This window comes from Staphylococcus sp. CWZ226 (genome assembly GCF_018986355.1).
Lineage (GTDB): Bacteria > Bacillota > Bacilli > Staphylococcales > Staphylococcaceae > Staphylococcus > Staphylococcus simulans.
In genome coordinates this window covers 1-20,195 of sequence record NZ_JAHMSB010000012.1, presented here as the reverse complement: position 1 = coordinate 20,195, position 20,195 = coordinate 1, and the positions used below count along the sequence as shown (strand labels likewise).

Sequence of the window (20,195 nt, the reverse complement as noted above, 5' to 3'; positions counted from 1 at the left end):
AGGAGCAAGCATGGTAAATGAGCAGAATCAAGGTTTGTACGATGCAAGAAACGAACATGATGCTTGCGGCATAGGATTTTATGCAAACATGGACAATTTACGATCGCATGATATTGTCATTAAGTCACTAGAAATGCTGCGCCGTTTGGATCACCGTGGGGGAATCGGTGCTGACGGGATGACTGGTGATGGAGCAGGAATTATGACTGAAATTCCATTTAAATTTTTCAAAGAACAGACAGACTTAGACTTACCTGAAGAAGGTAACTACGCTGTCGGTTTCTTTTTCGCTAATGAACGCATTGCAGGTTCAAGACACGAAACAATCTTTAAAGCCTATTTTGAAACTGAAGGTCTTCGCGTGATCGGGTATCGCGATGTGCCTGTGGATGTTTCAGCTGTTGCACCGCATGTTGCTGAAACAATGCCGGTCATTCAACAGGTCTTTATCGATTTAAATCATAGTGCAGATGCGGCGAAACGCTTATATCTCGCACGTAAACAAATTGAATTTTACGGTGATGAACAAGAGTTGGAACTATACTTCACAAGTTTATCTCCGAAAACAATTGTATATAAAGGTTGGTTACGTTCTGACCAAATTAAAGGATTATATGAAGATTTAAATCATCCTGATTATGAATCTAAATTAGGTTTAGTACACTCTCGTTTCAGTACGAATACATTTCCTAGTTGGAAACGTGCCCATCCTAACCGTTTGTTGATGCATAATGGTGAAATCAATACGATTCGAGGCAATGTCAACTGGATGCGTGCACGTCAGAAACGTTTAGTTGAAACCATTTTTGATGAAAATGATCGACCAAAAGTACATGCTGTATTAGATGTAGACGGCAGTGACTCTGCAATTGTCGACAATGCGCTTGAGTTTTTATCGCTTGCGATGGAACCTGAGAAAGCTGCGATGTTATTAGTGCCTGAACCATGGCAATACAGCAAAGCTAACCAAAGTGCTGTCCGTGCTTTTTATGAGTACTACAGTTATATGATGGAACCATGGGATGGCCCAACGATGATTGCTTTCTGTAATGGTGACAAAATCGGTGCTTTGACTGACCGTAACGGCTTACGTCCAGGTCGTTATACAGTTACGAAAGACAACTATATTATCTTCTCTTCTGAAGTCGGTGTAATCGATGTAGAGGAAGAAGATGTTGCGTTTAAAGGTCGCTTGAATCCAGGTCGTTTATTACTTGTTGATTTTGATAAACACGAAGTGGTACATAACCATATGTTGAAAGCAGAAATTGCAAGCGAGTTGCCTTATGAAACATGGTTGAAAAAACATAAAGTCGATTTAGATTTGGAAGTGCCGTTTGAATCAAAAGGTTGGGATTTTGAAACGGTTGAACGTTTACAAAAACAATTCGGTTATACACGTGAAGAAATTCATAAATATATGGCTGAATTAGTACGTGGTAAGAAAGATCCAATCGGTGCGATGGGTTATGATGCCCCGCTTGCGGTATTGAATGAACGTCCTGAATCGTTATTCAATTACTTCAAACAATTATTCGCACAAGTTACGAATCCGCCAATTGATGCGTATCGTGAAAAAATCGTAACAAGTGAATTGTCATACTTAGGTAAAGAAGGTAACTTGCTTGTACCTGATACAGATGCGTTGAATCGTCTTCAATTGAAACATCCTGTTTTAACAGAAGCGCAATTAAAAGTAGCAGAGAACGGACCATTCCGTGCGAAACATTTATCTACAGTATATAGTGGTAGCTTAGAAGATGCGCTAGAAGTGTTGAGAGAGAAAGCGGTTGAAGCGGTTAAAGCGGGTTATGACATTTTAGTCTTAGATGACAGCAGTTTACGTGATGAACCTGGCTACGCGATTCCGATTTTACTTGCAGTCAGCTACTTGCATCAGGCGTTGATTACTGAAGATTTACGCCAAGAAACAAGTTTAGTTGCGAAAGGTGGAGAAATCCGCGAAGTCCACCATGTCGCTTGTTTATTAGGTTATGGTGCTAACGCAGTTGTACCTTATTTAGCACAAGAAACAATTGCGGCATTGGTAGAACAAGGTGAATTATCCGGACCTGTTGAAGTACAAGTGAAAACTTATACAGACGTGTTAGCTGAAGGGGTTATTAAAGTCATGTCTAAAATGGGTATTTCAACGGTTCAAAGTTATCAAGGTGCACAAATCTTTGAAGCAGTCGGTTTATCACATGACGTCATCGATAAATACTTTACAGGTACTCAATCTAAGTTATCTGGTTTAACGATTGATTTGATTGATGAAGAAAATAAAAAACGTCAAGGTCGTAAAGAAGAACATCTTGAATCAGGCAGTACGTTCCAATGGCGTCAACAAGGTCAATATCACGCTTTCAACCCAACTACCATTAGGTTGCTGCAACATGCATGTCGTGAAAATGACTATGACATGTTCAAAGAGTATTCAAAAACAGTGAATCACCAACGTACTGATCGTATTCGTCATTTAATGAAATTCAAATCACGTACACCGATCAGTATTGATGCGGTTGAACCGATTGAAGATATTGTGCACCGATTCAATACAGGTGCTATGAGTTATGGTTCAATTTCTGCCGAAGCACATAAAACTTTAGCGGAAGCGATGAACTTAATTGGCGGTAAGAGTAACAGCGGTGAAGGTGGAGAGGACCCTGAACGTTATGTGAAAGGTCCAGAAGGTGAAGATTATACAAGTACAATTAAACAAGTTGCATCAGGTCGTTTCGGTGTAACAAGTGATTATTTACAACATGCGACTGAAATTCAAATTAAAGTCGCACAAGGTGCTAAACCAGGGGAAGGCGGACAGTTGCCAGGTACGAAAGTTTATCCTTGGATTGCTGAAGTACGTGGTTCAACGCCAGGTATCGGCTTGATTTCACCACCACCTCATCATGATATTTACTCAATTGAAGACTTAGCGCAATTGATTCATGACTTGAAGAATGCGAACCCTCAAGCGAATATCGCTGTGAAATTAGTATCTAAGAGTGGTGTCGGTACAATTGCGGCAGGTGTTGCCAAAGCCTTTGCTGACAAAATCGTCATCAGCGGTTATGACGGCGGTACAGGTGCTTCACCTAAAACAAGTATTCAACATGCTGGATTGCCTTGGGAAATCGGTCTAGCAGAAACGCATCAAACATTAATGATGAATGATTTACGTTCACGTATCCGTTTAGAAACAGACGGTAAGTTATTAACTGGACATGACGTTGCTTATGCTTGTGCATTGGGTGCTGAAGAGTTTGGTTTTGCGACAGCACCGTTAGTTGTTTTAGGTTGTGTCATGATGCGTGTGTGCCATAAAGATACATGTCCTGTCGGCGTGGCTACACAAAACGAAGATTTACGTCAACTCTTTAACGGTCGTGCACATCACGTTGTTAACTTTATGCACTTTATTGCACAAGAATTACGTGAAGTACTCGCTGAACTTGGTCTACGTTCTGTTGAAGAATTGATTGGCCGAACTGATTTATTAGAAGCAAATCATTCGGTAGCTAATGAAAAAGCACGTTCACTTGATGTGGCACCGTTGCTTTATCAAAATGAAGGACCGACATTCAAACAAATTGAGCAACAGCATCACTTAGAAAAAGGTTTCGATCAAACAGAATTGATTCCGGATGCTGAAGCAGCAATTCAAGACGGTACTTTATTTAGAGGGACATATAAGTTGTGCAATGAGCAACGTGATGTAGGCGTAACTGCCGGCAGCTTGATTACTCGCGCACATGGAGCGGAAGGTTTACCCGAAGATACAATCTATGTTGAAACTACAGGCCATGCAGGCCAAAGTGTCGGTGCATTTACACCTTCAGGATTAACAATTCATCATACAGGTGATGCCAATGACTATGTTGGTAAAGGTTTATCCGGAGGTAAGATTATCATTAATGCGCCAAATGAAGAACGTGAAGAAAATATTATTGTCGGTAATGTATGCTTCTACGGCGCTACAAGCGGTAAAGCCTTTATTAACGGTTATGCCGGTGAGCGTTTCTGTATCAGAAACAGTGGTGTTCATGCAGTTGTAGAAGGTATCGGAAATCATGGTTTAGAGTATATGACTGGCGGTCGTGTCATCGTATTAGGTAATGTCGGTGACAACTTCGGTCAAGGTATGAGTGGCGGTGTCGCTTACATCTTCCCTGATGATGTGGAACACTTCAAATCGTACAATGCATTACCAACACTTGATTTCGATACCATTACTGAACCAGAAGAATTTTCAATTATTAAAGACATGTTAGAAGAACATGTTCAATACACAGACAGCAAAAAAGCCAAAGCAGTATTAGCTGATTTTGATCATGTGGCTCAAAAAGTTGTCAAAGTTATTCCAAAAGACTACAAATTAATGATGCATAAAATTGAAGATCAAGAACGTAAAGCAGACAATTCTAAAGCAGCAATTTTGAATGCCTTCTACGATACACGTAAAGCAACAGACTTAGAAGGACCATTCTCAGTTGTTTATTAACGAAATAAGAAGGAGTGTTTAGATATGGGTGAATTCAAAGGTTTTATGAAATATGACAAACAAGCACTGCCGGAACTTTCGTTAGCAGAGCGTTTAACGAACCATCTTCAATTCCAGCAGCGTTTCACTAAAGAAGATGCACAGCGTCAAGGTGCGCGTTGTATGGATTGTGGTACACCGTTTTGTCAAACAGGTCAAAGTTTAGGACGACAAACAATCGGTTGTCCAATCGGTAACTATATTCCAGAATGGAACGATTTAGTTTATCACGGTGATTTCAGAGAGGCTTATGAACGTCTCTCTGAAACTAATAACTTCCCTGACTTTACAGGACGTGTCTGTCCAGCACCTTGTGAACAAGCGTGTGTGATGAAAATTAATCGAGAGTCGATCGCAATCAAGGGGATTGAGAGAACGATTATTGATGAAGCATTTGAAAATGGATGGGTACAACCGCGCGTACCAGAGAAACGCTTAGGACAATCCGTTGCGATTGTCGGAAGTGGACCTGCTGGTTTAACAGCTGCGGATGAATTAAATGCGAAGGGGTATGATGTGACAGTTTATGAACGTGCACATGAACCAGGCGGCTTATTAATGTACGGTATTCCAAATATGAAATTGGATAAAGCAGTTGTTCGTCGCAGAGTTCATTTGATGGAAGAAGCGGGTGTGAAATTTGTCACTGATACTGAAGTTGGTGTCGATATTTCCCGGAAAACGTTAGATGAACAATTTGATGCGATTATCGTTTGTACTGGATCACATCAAGCGAGAGATTTACCGCTTGAAGGCCGTATGGGACAAGGTATCCATTTTGCCTTAGATTATTTAACAGAACAAACACAAATCTTAAATGGTGAATTGAAACCAGAAGATGCGACAATCAGTGCAGAAGGTAAAAATGTGATTGTAATCGGTGCCGGTGATACAGGTGCCGACTGTGTCGCAACAGCTTTACGTGAAAACTGTAAATCTATTGTACAGTTCAACCAGTTCACAAGATTACCAGAGCGTTATGAAATAGAAGGTAATCCATATTGGCCGATGTCTATGCCAGTCTTTAAAATGGATTATGCGCATAGTGAATACGAAGAAAAATTCGGTTTTGAACCACGTGCATATGGTGAAAACTCTATGCGTTACGACGTTGATAAGCTTGGTAATGTACGTGGTGTGTATACACAAACATTGCGACAACTACCAGATGGTTCAACAGAAATGAATGATACTTTACGTCATTGGCCAGCTGACTTAGTCTTGTTAGCAATTGGCTTTATCGGTACTGAAAATACCGTACCGAATGATTTTAACTTAAAAACAGAACGTAACAGTATCGTTGCGAATGATAAAGATTATGCGACAAGTCAACCGCATATCTTTGCGGCAGGTGACGCGAGACGTGGTCAAAGTTTAGTCGTTTGGGCGATTAAAGAAGGACGCGGTGTTGCGAAAGCTGTACACAAATATCTACAAAAACAAACTGTATTCAGTTAATAATACAACACACAGCTATAATCAAATGGCTGTGTGTTTTAATTTTGCGTCATTCTCACAAAACTTAACATTAATTTTTTAAGCAATGTTGACTTCTTTTTATAAATATCATATAATAGTTCTTGTGCTTATTTTGGAGGAATACCCAAGTCCGGCTGAAGGGATCGGTCTTGAAAACCGACAGGGGCTTAACGGCTCGCGGGGGTTCGAATCCCTCTTCCTCCGCCATTATTTTTAAATCCAAGACTAATAGATATAAAAAGGCAATCACTCAACTGTTACGTTGAATGATTGCCTTTTTAGTTTCTGTTATAACTTCAACGTTATAGGGTTTGGTTCAACTATAGGTTTAAATTGTGCAAAATTAAGGAATGAAAGAGTGACGAAACAACGGAGGTACACTCATATGGAAATTAAAGTTTCAAGTGTTTTTGTGGAAGATCAAGACCATGCATTAAAATTTTATACTGAAGTATTAGGATTTCAAAAACATGCAGACGAACCTGCGGGAGAATACAGATGGCTGACAGTTGTATCATCAGAGAATCCTGAAGGCACTGAATTATTATTAGAACCTAATCAACATCCTGTCGCAAAGGCTTATCAAGATGGTCTGAAGCAAGAAGGGATTCCTTGCACGATGTTTGATGTAGAGGATGTACAAGCAACTTATCAAAATTTAAAAGAACAAGGTGTAGGGTTCACCATGGCACCTATGGATATGGGAAATGGTGTAAAGTTTGCGGTGTTTGATGATACTTGCGGTAATTTAATTCAAATTATAGAGCGTCCATAGTGATGGTGTTTTAGCGAAGAAGCGGTAATCATTTTGTAGGATTATCGCTTTTTTAAAAATATTTCTGATGAAAGCCTTTACATAACTTGTCTAGACAAGTACAATAGATTCAAAGATAAAATAAAGGGAGTGAGTCAGATGGCTGTAAAAGATAAAGATGTTAAACAGATTGTGGAAGCAATCGGGGGAGCTGAAAACTTAGAGACAGCGACGCACTGTGTCACGAGATTACGTTTAGTATTAAAAGATGATGATAAAGTAAATAAGGATGAATTAAGCGAGAATCCGCTCGTTAAAGGACAATTTAAAGCGGATAATCAATATCAAATTGTCATTGGCCCAGGGACAGTCGATGAAGTATATAAACGTTTTATGAATGAAGTCGGTAAAGAAGGAGCTTCTAAAGATGAAGTAAAAGCAGCGGCTGCGAAAAAAGGTAATCCGTTGCAGAGACTCGTAAAATTATTAGGGGATATCTTCATCCCAATCTTACCAGCTATCGTAACTGCCGGTTTATTAATGGGGATTTATAACCTTTTAACAATGGAGGACTTATTCGGTCCGCAACCATTAGTGAAACAATTCCCGCAAATTCATGACTTCGCAGACATTGTGAACGTGATTGCGACAACAGCTTTTATCTTCTTGCCAGCGTTGATTGGTTGGAGTAGTATGCGTGTATTCGGTGGTAACCCAGTACTTGGTTTAGTATTAGGACTTGTCTTAATGCATCCGCAATTGGTATCACAATATGCTTTAAATGAAGGATCTAAGATTCCTGTTTGGCATATCTTCGGATTAGATGTAAAACAGTTAAACTATCAAGGACAAGTATTACCCGTATTATTAGCGTCTTATGTTTTAGCACAAATTGAAAAAGGTTTAAACAAAGTCGTTCATGACTCAATTAAGATGTTAGTTGTAGGCCCTATCGCATTATTAGTAACAGGGTTCCTTGCATTCTTAGTTATTGGACCGATTGCTTTATGGATTGGTACAGGTATTACAGATGTCGTTACTTTCTTATTCAACCGCGCAGGTTGGTTAGGCGGCGCGATTTACGGCTTATTCTACGCACCGCTTGTAATTACAGGTTTGCACCACATGTTCTTAGCTGTGGACTTCCAATTAATGGGTAGCTCATTAAAAGGGACATACTTATGGCCGATTCTTGCGATTTCAAATATCTGTCAAGGTTCAGCAGCGCTTGGTGCTTGGTACGTCTACAAACGTCGTAAGATGGTGAAAGAACAAGGTTTAGCGATTACATCAAGTGTGTCTGGTTTACTAGGTGTTACAGAACCTGCAATGTTCGGGGTAAACATTCCATTAAAATATCCATTTGTTGCGGCAATTTTAACATCAGGTGTGCTTGGTGCTTTCATCGGTGCCAGCAAAGTATTAGGTAACGTTGGTGTCGGCGGTGTGCCCGCAATCATTTCTATCCAAAAAGAATATTGGGTAGTCTATGCGATTTGTACAGTTATTGCGGTGATTGTACCAGCCATTCTAACAGTCATCTTCTCAAAATTTGCGAAAACAAAAGCAAAAGAAATGGTAGATTAAGTTATTATAGATATATAAAACGTACGTTTAAAAAACAGAACATCATATAAAAGGTGTTCTGTTTTTTTATAAAGAGAGAGGAAAAGGTGATCATACTATGAAACATAACGATTGGAGAAAGTCTGTTGTTTATCAAATTTATCCAAAATCATTTAATGACACGACAGGAAATGGTGTAGGAGATTTAAACGGGATTATTGAAAAGATGGATTATCTAGAGTATTTAGGTGTCGATTACCTTTGGTTAACACCAGTGTATCAATCACCGATGAATGACAATGGTTATGATATCAGTGATTACTATAATATTAATGAAGACTTCGGAACGAAAGAAGAATTAAGACGTTTACTAGATGAAGCGCATGCGCATAATTTAAAAGTGATGATGGATATCGTCATCAATCACACGTCAACAGAACATGAGTGGTTTAAATCAGCGATTTCATCAAAAGAAAATCCATATCGTGATTATTACTTCTTCCGTAAGCCCGCAAAAGAAGGTACGCCTCCGACAAACTGGGAGTCAAAATTTGGGGGTAATGCATGGAAGTATGATGAAAAAACCGATGAATATTACTTACATCTTTTTGACGTGACGCAAGCAGACTTGAACTGGGAAAATCCTGAAGTGAGAGCAGCATTATACGACATGATCAATTATTGGATTGATTTCGGTGTAGATGGTTTCCGCTTTGACGTTATCAATTTAATTTCCAAAGATGAATTCAAAGATTCTGAAGCGATTGGGAAAGAGTTCTATACAGATGGTCCACGTGTACATGAATTCATTCATGAAATGAATCGAGAAACATTCGGAGGCAAAGACTTAATGACAGTCGGAGAAATGTCTTCAACTACGATTGAAAATTGTATTAAGTATACGAAACCAGAGCGTGAAGAATTAAATAGTGTGTTTAACTTCCATCATTTAAAAGTAGATTATGAGAATGGTGAAAAATGGACGTATGCAGATTATGATTTCTTAGCACTTAAACGCATTTTGATGGAATGGCAAGTGGGTATTCATGAAGGCGGCGGTTGGAACGCAATCTTCTGGTGCAATCACGATCAGCCCCGTGTTGTTTCTCGTTTTGGAGATGATTCAACAGAGGAATTACGTCAAAAGAGTGCGAAAATGTTAGCTGTAGCACTGCATATGCTGCAAGGGACACCTTATATTTATCAAGGTGAAGAAATCGGAATGACTAATCCGCATTTCACAAGTATTGATCAATATCGCGATGTTGAATCGTTGAACGCGTACCGTAATTTAAAAGAACAAGGTGTAGAAGAAGCACGTATTATGCAGATTCTTGCGCAAAAATCTCGTGATAATTCACGTACACCTATGCAGTGGACACCGGCTGAAAATGCTGGCTTTACAAGTGGTACACCTTGGATTGATATTCCAGACAACGCACGTTATATTAATGTTGAAGATGAAATTGAAAATGAACATTCTGTTTTACAAACATACCGTGAATTAATCCGCTTACGTCATGAACATGATATTATAACGTATGGAGATATAACGCCATTATATATGGATGATAAGCAATTAATGATTTATCGTCGTACGTATCAAAATCAACAATGGTTGGTAATCGCAAACTTTAGTAAAGAAGCGGCTTTATTACCAGAAGATCTTGAAACAACAGGAGAGGTTGTTTTAGAGCGCGGTACGATTGTAGATGGAGAAATTGAAGGTTATGGTGCGATTGTCATTGCACAAGAGGATAACTAGGCACTATAACGATTAAGACGAATGAAGGATAGAGTGAGAACGATGATGACGAAACCGAAGAAATTCACCAAGATTTATGATGATTTAAGAACGCAAATTGTAAATGAAAAGTTGGAATATGGGACACAACTGCCTTCTGAACATGATTTGGTCACAATGTATCACGCTTCTCGTGAAACAGTACGTCGTGCACTGAATTTATTGGTCAGTGAAGGTATGATTCAAAAAATCAGAGGCAAAGGCTCAATTGTGATTTATCAAGGTGTTAAAGAATTTCCATTTTCTAAGCTGACAAGTTTCAAAGAGGTCCAACAAAATTTAGGGATTACTTTAGAAACAGAAGTGAAATTATTAGAAACTGTACGAGCACAAGAAGTTCCTGCTGTCCAAGAAGCACTAGATTTAACTAACAATGCCGTGTTGTGGCATCTTGTGCGTTATCGTAAAATGGATGGCAGAGTCAAAATTATAGATGAAGATTACTTGGTGGAAGCTGTCGTTCCAGGTTTAACAGAAACGATTGTGAAGAATTCGCTTTATGAATATATTGAGCAACAACTTAAACAAGAGATTAGTTATTCTAGTAAGGCCATTACGTTTGAGGCGTTTGGAGAAGCGGAATATGAAGCTTTCGGACAAGTAAATCCACCTTACACTGCCACCGTCAGAGGTGTCGTGCATTTAAAAGATACAACGAAATTCCAATACAATATCGCAAAACATATTGCGACTGAATTCAGATTTGTGGATTTCTCAAGAAGATAAGAAAGAAAATGAAGCACTTATTAAGAGGGAGATTTACAAATCATTAATACTTGCATTACCTGCTTAATATATAGTAAGATATAACTTGCCGTGCTAGGTGGGGAGGTAGCGGTTCCCTATTCTCGAAATCCGCTTATGCGAGACTGAATACTTTGCCTAGGGTGTGTACTTGTGAAGTCTGCCCAAAGCACGAGGTGTTTGAAGATTTCGGTCCTATGCAATATGAACCCATGAATCATGTCAGGTCCTGACGGAAGCAGCATTAAGTGGATTATCATATGTGCCGTAGGGTAGCCGAGATTTAGCTGTCGACTTTGGTAACGTTCATGATACACATTCAAAGCAAAGTTGCGCGGTTTTTTTATGTCTATAATGAACGAATATATAAAGAAGTGCTTTCATAAGGTAGGTTGAAACTTATCTTATGAAAGCACTTTTTAATTTGGATTATTTAATGGTTGTCATGAGCAGCTTTAACTAAATACTTCGTGAACTCTGAAATCTGTTTTTGTTTCTCGGAATCTTCCATATAAAGGACTCCGTATTCTATCATTTGATTAAATGGCGCACCTACAGAAACTGTAGTAATCATATCGCGTTGATAATAAGGTGTGCTTTCTACCATTAAATCCGACAGAATACTGATACCTAAGCCTTCCGCAACAGAATTGAATAATACACCGACGTTTTCTGTGGAAAATAAAAGGTTGATTGAACCATTCTTTTCTTCGAAATTTTGGATGTTCTTTTTATAAAAGTTACGATCATATAGGATGAATGGGAAGCCTTTGATATCTTCTAGTGAAAGTTGTTTATAGTAAGCAAGTTTAGAGTCACTTGGGACAATAGCGGTAAAACCGCTAGAGAATAATGGCGCATAACGTGCACCACGTACGTCTAAGTCTTCTTCTTTTAAGATAGTATATAAACCGATGTCAGCTTCTCCGCTGACAACTAAACGTTGAACTTCATCATTTTCAGCTTCAGTAATTTGTACATCAATATTGGGGTTGTCTCTTTTAAATGTAGACATTACACTTGGGACGATAGTCATAAATAAACTTGGAACTGTAGCAACTGAAAGGGTCCCTTTCATTTCTGAATTCAAAGTTTCAATTTTCTCGTAAAGTGTGGATTCTTGTTCTAACAGATCTAAGATGAAGGGATATATTTCTTTGCCTTGCGGTGTTAAAGTCGTACCGCTTTTTTGACGTTGAAACAGCTTTAAATTTAACTCGTCTTCTAAATGAGAGATAGACTGACTTAACGCGGATTGCGTGATATGTAATAAGGTTGCTGCTTTTGTAATTGAACCTGTTTCAGTGATTGTTTTAACATAATATAACTGTGTGAAATTCATAACTATACCTCTTATTCATTAGTTCTGCTTATGAAAACATTAATAAATTCCATTATACATTAGTGTTATTTATGATTATAATAGTTTCATTGAAAATTTTGTGACGTATAGAGGGAGTGTACAAATATGTATCGTCATTTGTGGACGAAAGATTTTATATTTATTACATTGATTAACTTCTTAATGTATATCATTCATTACGCCTTAATCGTAACTGTTACTTCTTTTACAATAGATACTTTCCATGCGGGAGAAGGTATGGGTGGCTTAGCTGCTGGTATCTTTATTATTGGAATGTTATTCGGGCGTTTATTTACTGGGAAATATATTGATCAGCTTAATTTGAAAAAGACACTTTTAGCAAGTTTGGTCTTTTCATTTGTGGCCATAGCGTTGTATTTCCTTATTCATAGCTTATTTATTTTAATCATTGTTCGTTTAATCCATGGTATCGCATTTGGGATGGCTTCTACAACAACAGGAACGTATTCATCTACGATTGTGCCAGAAGATCGAAAAGGTGAAGGTATCGGCTATTACGCACTAAGTACAACAGTAGCTTCAGCGATTGGTCCTTTCTTAGGTATTTTAATCAACCAACGCTTCAGTTTTGAAAGTAACTTCATTGTATGTTTAATCTGTATCTTACTTGCTGGAGTTTTATCACTCTTTATCTCTAATATTAGACAACCTATGGTAGATGCAGAGAATAAAGAAGTGAATTCAGCTAAAGGCATCGGCCAATTTCTACAAAAACAGGCCATACCGATTTCTATTGTCATTGTCTTTGTAGGGATTGCATATTCAAGCGTACTCGCATTCTTAGATTCGTATGCCAGTCACATTGGTTTAGCGGCTGCCGCAAGTTTCTTCTTTGTGGTTTACGCATTTAGTACGTTCGTTGTCAGACCGATTACAGGTAAAGTGTTCGATAATTATGGTGCGAATAAAGTTGTTTATCCTGTGTTAGTACTATTCGTCATTGGCTTAGTGTTATTAAGTGTGACGCATAGCAGCTGGATGTTATTATTCTCAGCTATATTCATCGGTATTGGTTATGGTACATTAATTCCATCTTTCCAAACGATTGCGATTCAAGCCTCACCACCTGAAAAGATTGGACTTGCGACTTCAACATTCTATATCTTTGCGGATTTAGGTGCTGGTGCTGGTCCAACGTTACTCGGCATTTTAATTGGTAGTGTAGGCTATCGAAACCTTTATATGTTAATGGCATTATTACTAGTTGGTGTAATTGCGCTTTATTATTTCATGCATGGTCGCAAACATAAAACAATAGAATATTAATCAAGATAATACAAAAAACGTCTTATAAAGCAGCCACTAGATTGAATGCTTTATAAGACGTTTTTCAATTATTTACTCTAATGTTTAATTATTGGAGTCCTTTGTTTTTGGAATTGCGAATTTCTTTTTCAATTTCAGGAATGGATTTTCTGTCTTTTTTTAATAGCTTCATGAATGTTTCACTACCGCCTATGTTACCTTCATAATATTGAGAATTAGTACCATCTTTACTAGCGGAAAATCTCATGCCTTTATTATTATTCACATAACCTTCAACAACGTAAAAACCGAGAGGGTCAATATCTGTTTTAGTGAACTTAACACTTTTGAAGCTATTTAAATTATATTTCAAATATAGAGTGATTTCATTTTTAAGTTTATCAAATCTTTCTTGTTCAATATCATGTTGCATTTTCCATTCATATCCTTTCCAAACTATAAATATTAAAATAATAATGATGGAGATATAGAATAATAGTTTTTGTTTCATATTGTACCTTTCGCAGATTAATTTTATTTATACATAAAAAATATAATAGCGTATTGTAATATCAAGATGTATAATACTTATTAATAAGTATACCTAAAGAGGTGGAATAATGAAACTATACCAAAAGGATAAAACCTATCATGAATTATCTTCAAAAGTCTATAATATAAAAGGGTTCGAAAAAGACTTCACAGTATCAATTAGTCATAAAGAACAAACGTTTAAAGTAATGTCTTCGCGTATTGATCATGAGAATGGTTTTAAAGCAATGGCTGTTGCGCCAGTGAGAAGTGATGGTTCAGTAGATAAAGATGAAATGTATTTTGCTTTTGCTGGAACGAACTTATTTGAAGATAAGGGTGCGGATATTAAAGCTGATGTACACATTTTAGTGGCGAATGCGCTTCCGTTACAGATAAATTACTCAACCCCAAAAATAAAAAAGTATAGTGATTTAGAAAATGTGGAAATTAAAAGTCCTAAAACTGAAATAGGTAAAGTAAATTCATTTAAAATTAATCAATTTGATGAAGGTGCAATTTGGGTCAAATCAGTGATTGAAAAGTATAATCTTAAGTACAAATATGGTACCGGACACAGTTTAGGTGGTGCTGGTATTGTGCCTGTGGGTGTAATGTTCGATTTTGATCAGGTCAGAACTTTTTCAGCTCCTAATAGTTTTAGTCTATTACCACCAGAAATCAAAAAGAATTTTAATAATTCTAAATATGCTAGTCGTTTTATTGATTACTCTCATAATACAGATTTAATTGGAACGATTGAATTTTTGCATCCCATTATTGGTAAAGAATTTGCGATACAGGACAAACACACACACTACAAGACGATTAAAGGTCATGGATTGGATACCTATCTATTCGATGGAGACCATATTGTTATAAAAATGGATTATGAGATGTTATATAATATATCCAAAAAATTACCGAGTAAGGTTGAATTTATTGGAGTTGCTTTAAAAGAATTAGAAAACTATATCGATGAAACTAAAATACAAGCTAAAGCAATAGAAAGTAAATATGCAGAAAAAATTTCTAATGGCGGATTTGAGTATATTAGTAGAAGTGATATTGAAAATTATATGCAAGAGCTTTCTAAAACAGAACACTATGACTTTTATGATGGATTAGAGTTCGAGGAAAGTGCAGACAGTTTGAAAAAAATTAAAAGTTTAATTGTACAATTTGCCAATCACTTAGAAACCAATACAAAAGAAATGCATACATTAGAAATGGATTTAAGTGAAAAGTTTGGTTTGAACTAGAGGAGATAAGTATGTATATTAGAAAAGAATTAATAGAAACAGTTGAAGATGTGACTGGAAAAACAGGAGAAACTATAGAAGAAGGGGTTCAATTTGCAAAAGAACAAGCTTACTTGATGTCATTAAAAATGCAAATGAAAAAAGAGACTGATCAGATGATCCGTGATGAAAGAGAAAAATTAAGCGATATAGAAGAGGAATTGCATTTATTATTTCAGGATATTAATGCTTTTAGTGGTGAAATTAATGAAGCAGCAGAGGGTAAAATGGCGGATAAAGCAATAGGTGAATTAGAGAAAATTAAATCGAAGATATGTATAGGACAAGTATTAGTAAAAAGAGCGCTTGATAGTTGTAAAACCTATTCTTGGTTATAAAACATGCGATATATCTCTATATTTGAGACATATCGCATGTTTTATATTTCTTTGCTTTTAGTTTTTAAAATTTCTTCTGCACTTTTGAATTGAATACCGTAGCGTAAAAAGACGATGCCACAAATCAAGCCTGGCAGAACTGCCCATATATTATACAAAACAACAAAATTGGCTAGACACAATACAATAAACACGATGCCTAAAAGGGTATAAGCTTTATTTTTCATTACCATGTGTGTCGCCCCCTTAATGGATTTTGACAATGCTGACTTAGTTAACTCATATCTTATCACATAATTTACATTAATTTTACAAATATTATATAATTTCTTCAAAAAAGGAGCGTCATGGGTTTTTAGCGATTGACGAAAATGCATAAACCCATATTAATAAGAGAAAAAAGTAAGTTACGTTATAATGTACTTATTACTTTTTACTGAATAACGGAGGGGAACGTATGCAGATATTTCTAGGTACAGTAACAGAAAACGATTATCCAGTGATTGCACACTTAAAAGACAAAAAAGATAGTGAAGGGCTCTTCGAAGGGGAATATTACGAAGATAGTTTGCGTGAATTAAGACGCTTGCCTAACTATAATCATGATTTTGAAATGATTGCGCGTACTGATGATAATGAAATCGTCGGTCATATTTTGATGATGCAAGAGTTGATTCGAAATGAAGAAGATATACAGCGCCCTTTAATGATACGTTCATTATCTGTGAAAGAGGATTATAGAGAATATGGAATCGGCAAGGCTTTGGTAGAAGCAGTAGAAAGCCGAGCAAAAGAGGCTGGCTATAATGAAATTATTGTAGAGGGTGAACCAGATTATTTTAGATCGCTCGGTTTTATCCCTTTAAGTAATTTCAGTGTAGAAGTTCCAGAGGGCGAAGATATAGATCAATATAGTGTTTATCTATTGTGGGATACTTTAGATGCGCATCCACAAGGACAGTTAATCTTTGAAAATGAAGTTTGATTTCTATCATCGCATTGCATCCTGTCTGCGTGCTATAATAATGATGATTTGTATTCGGAGGTGCGAAAGTGAATTATCAAGCTTTATATAGAATGTATCGACCACAAAGTTTCAGTGATGTGGTTGGACAAGAGCATGTAACTAAGACGCTCCGTAACGCGATTGCTAAAGGTAAACAATCGCATGCTTATATTTTCAGCGGTCCTAGAGGGACTGGGAAAACGAGTATTGCGAAAGTATTTGCGAAAGCAATCAACTGTCCTAACAGCGTTGACGGAGAACCCTGTAATGAATGCGACATTTGTAAGAGTATTACGCAAGGCTCTAATTCAGATGTCATTGAAATTGACGCAGCAAGTAATAATGGTGTCGATGAAATCAGAAACATACGAGATAAAGTGAAATACGCACCATCACAATCAAAATATAAAGTCTATATTATCGATGAAGTGCATATGCTGACAACGGGTGCATTTAATGCGTTGTTAAAAACGTTAGAAGAACCGCCAGCACATGCTATTTTTATTCTGGCGACAACGGAACCGCATAAAATTCCGCCTACTATTATTTCACGTGCGCAACGCTTTGATTTCAAAGCTATCAGTTTAGATCAAATTATTGATCGTTTGCGTTATGTTGCGGAATCTCAACATATTGAATTCGATGAAGAAGCGATTGCGTTTATTGCGAAAGCTTCAGAAGGCGGTATGCGTGATGCATTGAGTATCATGGACCAAGCGATTGCATTCGGTGATGAACACTTAACATTGCAAGATGCGTTGAATGTAACTGGTAGTGTAGATGAAGCTTCTCTGAATGCTTTATTAAATGATGTCGCAAATGGAGAAGTGAAAGCAGCTTTTGCACGCTATCATCAATTTATAGAAGACGGTAAGGAAGTCAATCGTTTGATTAATGATCTGATTTACTTTGTACGTGATACGATTATGAATAAAACAGCCCAAAATCAAACAGAATATGATGCTTTGATGGGCTTTGACTTTGATACCTTATATAAAATGATTGATTTAATTAATGATACATTAGTATCTGTGCGTTTTAGTGTAAATCAAAACGTACACTTTGAAGTATTATTAGTTAAATTGGCGGAATTGATTAAAGCGGGTGGAGCTTCTAAAACATCAGAGCCTCAAACTTCAATGAATCAACCGCAAGCAACGCAAACAGCAGGTGCCAATGATGTTAATAGTGCTTTATTACAACGTTTAGAACACCTTGAGCAAGAATTGCACGCTTTAAAACAACAAGGTGTTCCACAAGTGAACACACCACCTAAGCAACATACAGCATCTAGAGGGCGTCGTAAGAGTAAGAATAGTTACTCTATGACGCAAATTGCGAAGGTACTAGATAATGCGAATAAAGAAGATATTCAATTATTAAAAGAGCATTGGCAAGAAGTAATTGATCATGCGAAAAATCACAATCAAAAAGCGTTGGTGAGTTTATTGCAAAACTCTATTCCAGTCGCAGCGAGTGAAAAAAGCGTCTTGGTTCAATTTGAAGCAGAGATTCATTGTGAAATCGTAAATGACGATGATGAGAAACGTAAAAACTTAGAAGAAGTTGTACGCAGTATTATCAACAAAGATGTTGCAGTTGTCGGTGTACCTGCAGACCAATGGATGCAAGTACGCTCTGAATATCTTCAAAATCGAAAACGTAATCAACAAGCAAACCAAACAGAAACGAAACAAGAAGAACCTCAAGATGATATTGTTCAAAAAGCCAAAGACATGTTTGGTGAAGACACTGTTCATGTCATGGATGAAGAATAAAGTAAATACAGCACACAGCCTTTCAGATACCATCATTGTCGAAAGACCTGTGTGCTTTGTGTTATAATTTGCATATCAATAGAAGAGATAGGAGAGTAAATAATGGGTTTCTTCCATTATAAGTAAAAAAATCGATTGAATACGATTGAACTCTTGTATCTTAGACTTATGTTGAATAATAAAGCTAGAATCTAAGGAGGAACTATATTATGCGCGGTGGCGGAAATATGCAACAAATGATGAAACAAATGCAGAAAATGCAAAAGAAAATGGCTGAAGAGCAAGAAAAATTAAAAGACGAAAGAGTTAAAGGTACAGCAGGCGGCGGTATGGTGACTGTAACTGTAACAGGTCATAAAGAAGTCGTGGATGTTGAAATCAATGAAGAAGCAGTCGACCCAGATGATGTTGAAATGCTTCAAGATTTAGTGTTAGCTGCTACAAATGAAGCGATGAATAAAGCAGATGAATTAACATCAGAACGCTTAGGCAAACACACTAAAGGCTTGAACATTCCTGGAATGTGATAAGCCATGCATTATCCAGAACCAATTTCGAAACTTATTGATAGTTTCATGAAATTGCCAGGCATTGGGCCGAAAACGGCACAACGTCTGGCATTTCATGTCTTAGATATGAAAGAAGATGACGTCGTTCAATTCGCAAAAGCACTTGTAGATGTCAAACGTGAATTAACATATTGCAGTACATGTGGTCATATTACTGAAGAAGACCCTTGTTATATTTGCCAAGATAAACAGAGAGATCGTTCTGTCATTTGTGTGGTTGAAGACGACAAGGATGTTATTGCAATGGAAAAAATGAGGGAGTATAAAGGGTTATATCATGTATTGCATGGTGCAATCTCTCCAATGGATGGTATCGGGCCGGAGGATATTAATATTCCTTCATTAATAGAACGATTAAAAGATGAAGAAGTAAAAGAATTGATTCTTGCGATGAATCCTAACTTAGAGGGTGAATCGACAGCAATGTATATTTCTCGACTTGTGAAACCAATCGGTATTAAAGTCACAAGATTGGCGCAAGGTCTTTCTGTAGGCGGAGACTTAGAATATACAGATGAAGTGACTTTGTCACGCGCAATTGCTGGCAGAACAGAGATGTAAAATCAGTGCAGAGGTGTCATAATACTAGAGGTTCAACCTCTTATTATGCCCTTCTGCACTTTTTTAAAACTTTTTTAGAAAAAAATAAAGTTTGTTTTTTGTGAGGAATGTTAAGAGATTGTGAAGGGTTATAGAAATGTAAGGGGATATTTAACGAACATTACAAGTTTCATCAGAATAAAAGTACGGAAAATAGCGTCATCGAGTAGTTTAAGAGCGAAAAAAGATGGGTTTTAAGGGTTGCAAAAAAACGCAGAAGCTAGTATAGTTAATACCTGTTGAACGAACGAAACAAATAACTTCAACAATCACATAGAAAAAACTTCTTAAAAAACTTTTAAAAAGTGTTGACTTTGAAGTTTTAAGAGAGTATAATTGATTCTTGTGAGTCGGAAAAATAAACCGAATGAACATTGAAAACTGAATGACAATATGTCAACGTTAATTCCAAATTAACAAACGTCCTAAGGACGTTTTAAAACAATTAGTTTTTATGAGCTAGTCAAACATCATAAATTATTATGGAGAGTTTGATCCTGGCTCAGGATGAACGCTGGCGGCGTGCCTAATACATGCAAGTCGAGCGAACAGACGA

Annotated in this window: 16 protein-coding genes, 1 tRNA gene, 1 rRNA gene and 1 other RNA gene; 16 read left to right on the top strand and 3 right to left on the bottom strand. The window is 37.0% G+C overall.

The genetic code is table 11. From position 1 onward, the window contains the following. The first annotated feature begins 10 nt into the window (after positions 1–10). From gltB to ffs, 8 genes are all read left to right on the top strand, one after another. Complete coding sequence (gltB, locus tag KRR19_RS09695) at positions 11–4,501, top strand: glutamate synthase large subunit (protein WP_156666692.1); 4,491 nt, start codon at positions 11–13, stop codon at positions 4,499–4,501. Between the two features lie 24 nt (positions 4,502–4,525). Beyond that, positions 4,526–5,998 carry a glutamate synthase subunit beta gene (locus KRR19_RS09690; RefSeq protein WP_156666693.1) on the top strand — a complete coding sequence of 491 codons (1,473 nt, stop codon included), beginning with the start codon at positions 4,526–4,528 and terminating at the stop codon, positions 5,996–5,998. Between the two features lie 135 nt (positions 5,999–6,133). Further along, positions 6,134–6,226: transfer RNA gene (locus KRR19_RS09685), tRNA-Ser, on the top strand. 178 nt (positions 6,227–6,404) lie between these two features. Continuing rightward, positions 6,405–6,794, top strand: a complete 390-nt coding sequence (locus KRR19_RS09680; RefSeq protein ID WP_061054935.1) for a VOC family protein — start codon at positions 6,405–6,407, stop codon at positions 6,792–6,794. A gap of 138 nt (positions 6,795–6,932) precedes the next feature. Then, positions 6,933–8,360 carry a PTS system trehalose-specific EIIBC component gene (gene treP / locus KRR19_RS09675; RefSeq protein WP_002480390.1) on the top strand — a complete coding sequence of 476 codons (1,428 nt, stop codon included), beginning with the start codon at positions 6,933–6,935 and terminating at the stop codon, positions 8,358–8,360. A gap of 97 nt (positions 8,361–8,457) precedes the next feature. Then, positions 8,458–10,104, top strand: a complete 1,647-nt coding sequence (gene treC / locus KRR19_RS09670) for an alpha,alpha-phosphotrehalase (protein WP_002480391.1) — start codon at positions 8,458–8,460, stop codon at positions 10,102–10,104. A 42-nt stretch (positions 10,105–10,146) separates the two neighbouring features. Further along, positions 10,147–10,869: a trehalose operon repressor gene (gene treR / locus KRR19_RS09665; protein WP_483316486.1), complete on the top strand. Its 723-nt coding sequence runs from the start codon at positions 10,147–10,149 to the stop codon at positions 10,867–10,869. An 88-nt stretch (positions 10,870–10,957) separates the two neighbouring features. Then, positions 10,958–11,225: signal recognition particle sRNA large type (ffs, locus tag KRR19_RS09660), an RNA gene on the top strand. 95 nt (positions 11,226–11,320) lie between these two features. On the opposite strand, the gene KRR19_RS09655 is transcribed toward ffs, so the two are convergent. After that, positions 11,321–12,229 (bottom strand): LysR family transcriptional regulator, encoded by a 909-nt coding sequence (locus tag KRR19_RS09655; RefSeq protein ID WP_216733607.1) that lies wholly within the window; start codon positions 12,227–12,229, stop codon positions 11,321–11,323. 126 nt (positions 12,230–12,355) lie between these two features. Here KRR19_RS09655 and KRR19_RS09650 point away from each other — a divergent pair, with 126 nt between their 5' ends. After that, complete coding sequence (locus KRR19_RS09650) at positions 12,356–13,537, top strand: MFS transporter (RefSeq protein WP_023014933.1); 1,182 nt, start codon at positions 12,356–12,358, stop codon at positions 13,535–13,537. 88 nt (positions 13,538–13,625) lie between these two features. On the opposite strand, the gene KRR19_RS09645 is transcribed toward KRR19_RS09650, so the two are convergent. Then, positions 13,626–14,027, bottom strand: coding sequence for a DUF1433 domain-containing protein (locus KRR19_RS09645; RefSeq protein WP_023014934.1), 402 nt, complete (start codon positions 14,025–14,027; stop codon positions 13,626–13,628). A gap of 109 nt (positions 14,028–14,136) precedes the next feature. Here KRR19_RS09645 and KRR19_RS09640 point away from each other — a divergent pair, with 109 nt between their 5' ends. Then, the gene (locus KRR19_RS09640; RefSeq protein ID WP_156666697.1) at positions 14,137–15,309 is read left to right on the top strand and encodes a hypothetical protein; all 1,173 of its coding nucleotides are present in this window, start codon (positions 14,137–14,139) and stop codon (positions 15,307–15,309) included. Between the two features lie 11 nt (positions 15,310–15,320). Next, on the top strand, positions 15,321–15,686 hold the full coding sequence (locus KRR19_RS09635) for a hypothetical protein (protein WP_023014936.1): 366 nt from the start codon (positions 15,321–15,323) through the stop codon (positions 15,684–15,686). A 41-nt stretch (positions 15,687–15,727) separates the two neighbouring features. On the opposite strand, the gene KRR19_RS09630 is transcribed toward KRR19_RS09635, so the two are convergent. Then, a complete protein-coding gene (locus tag KRR19_RS09630) occupies positions 15,728–15,919 on the bottom strand; it encodes a hypothetical protein (protein ID WP_023014937.1) in 192 nt (63 codons plus the stop codon). A gap of 224 nt (positions 15,920–16,143) precedes the next feature. On the opposite strand from KRR19_RS09630, the gene KRR19_RS09625 reads away from it, so the two are divergent. From KRR19_RS09625 to KRR19_RS09605, 5 genes are all read left to right on the top strand, one after another. Next, on the top strand, positions 16,144–16,671 hold the full coding sequence (locus KRR19_RS09625; RefSeq protein WP_002480396.1) for a GNAT family N-acetyltransferase: 528 nt from the start codon (positions 16,144–16,146) through the stop codon (positions 16,669–16,671). Positions 16,672–16,739: 68 nt separating this feature from the next. Continuing rightward, complete coding sequence (gene dnaX, locus KRR19_RS09620) at positions 16,740–18,470, top strand: DNA polymerase III subunit gamma/tau (protein WP_156666698.1); 1,731 nt, start codon at positions 16,740–16,742, stop codon at positions 18,468–18,470. A 209-nt stretch (positions 18,471–18,679) separates the two neighbouring features. Then, positions 18,680–18,997 (top strand): YbaB/EbfC family nucleoid-associated protein, encoded by a 318-nt coding sequence (locus KRR19_RS09615; RefSeq protein WP_002480398.1) that lies wholly within the window; start codon positions 18,680–18,682, stop codon positions 18,995–18,997. A 6-nt stretch (positions 18,998–19,003) separates the two neighbouring features. Next, entirely contained in the window at positions 19,004–19,600 is a 597-nt protein-coding gene (recR, locus tag KRR19_RS09610; protein WP_216733606.1) for a recombination mediator RecR, read from the top strand. A gap of 518 nt (positions 19,601–20,118) precedes the next feature. Further along, positions 20,119–20,195, top strand: a 16S ribosomal RNA gene (locus KRR19_RS09605); the annotation flags it as partial.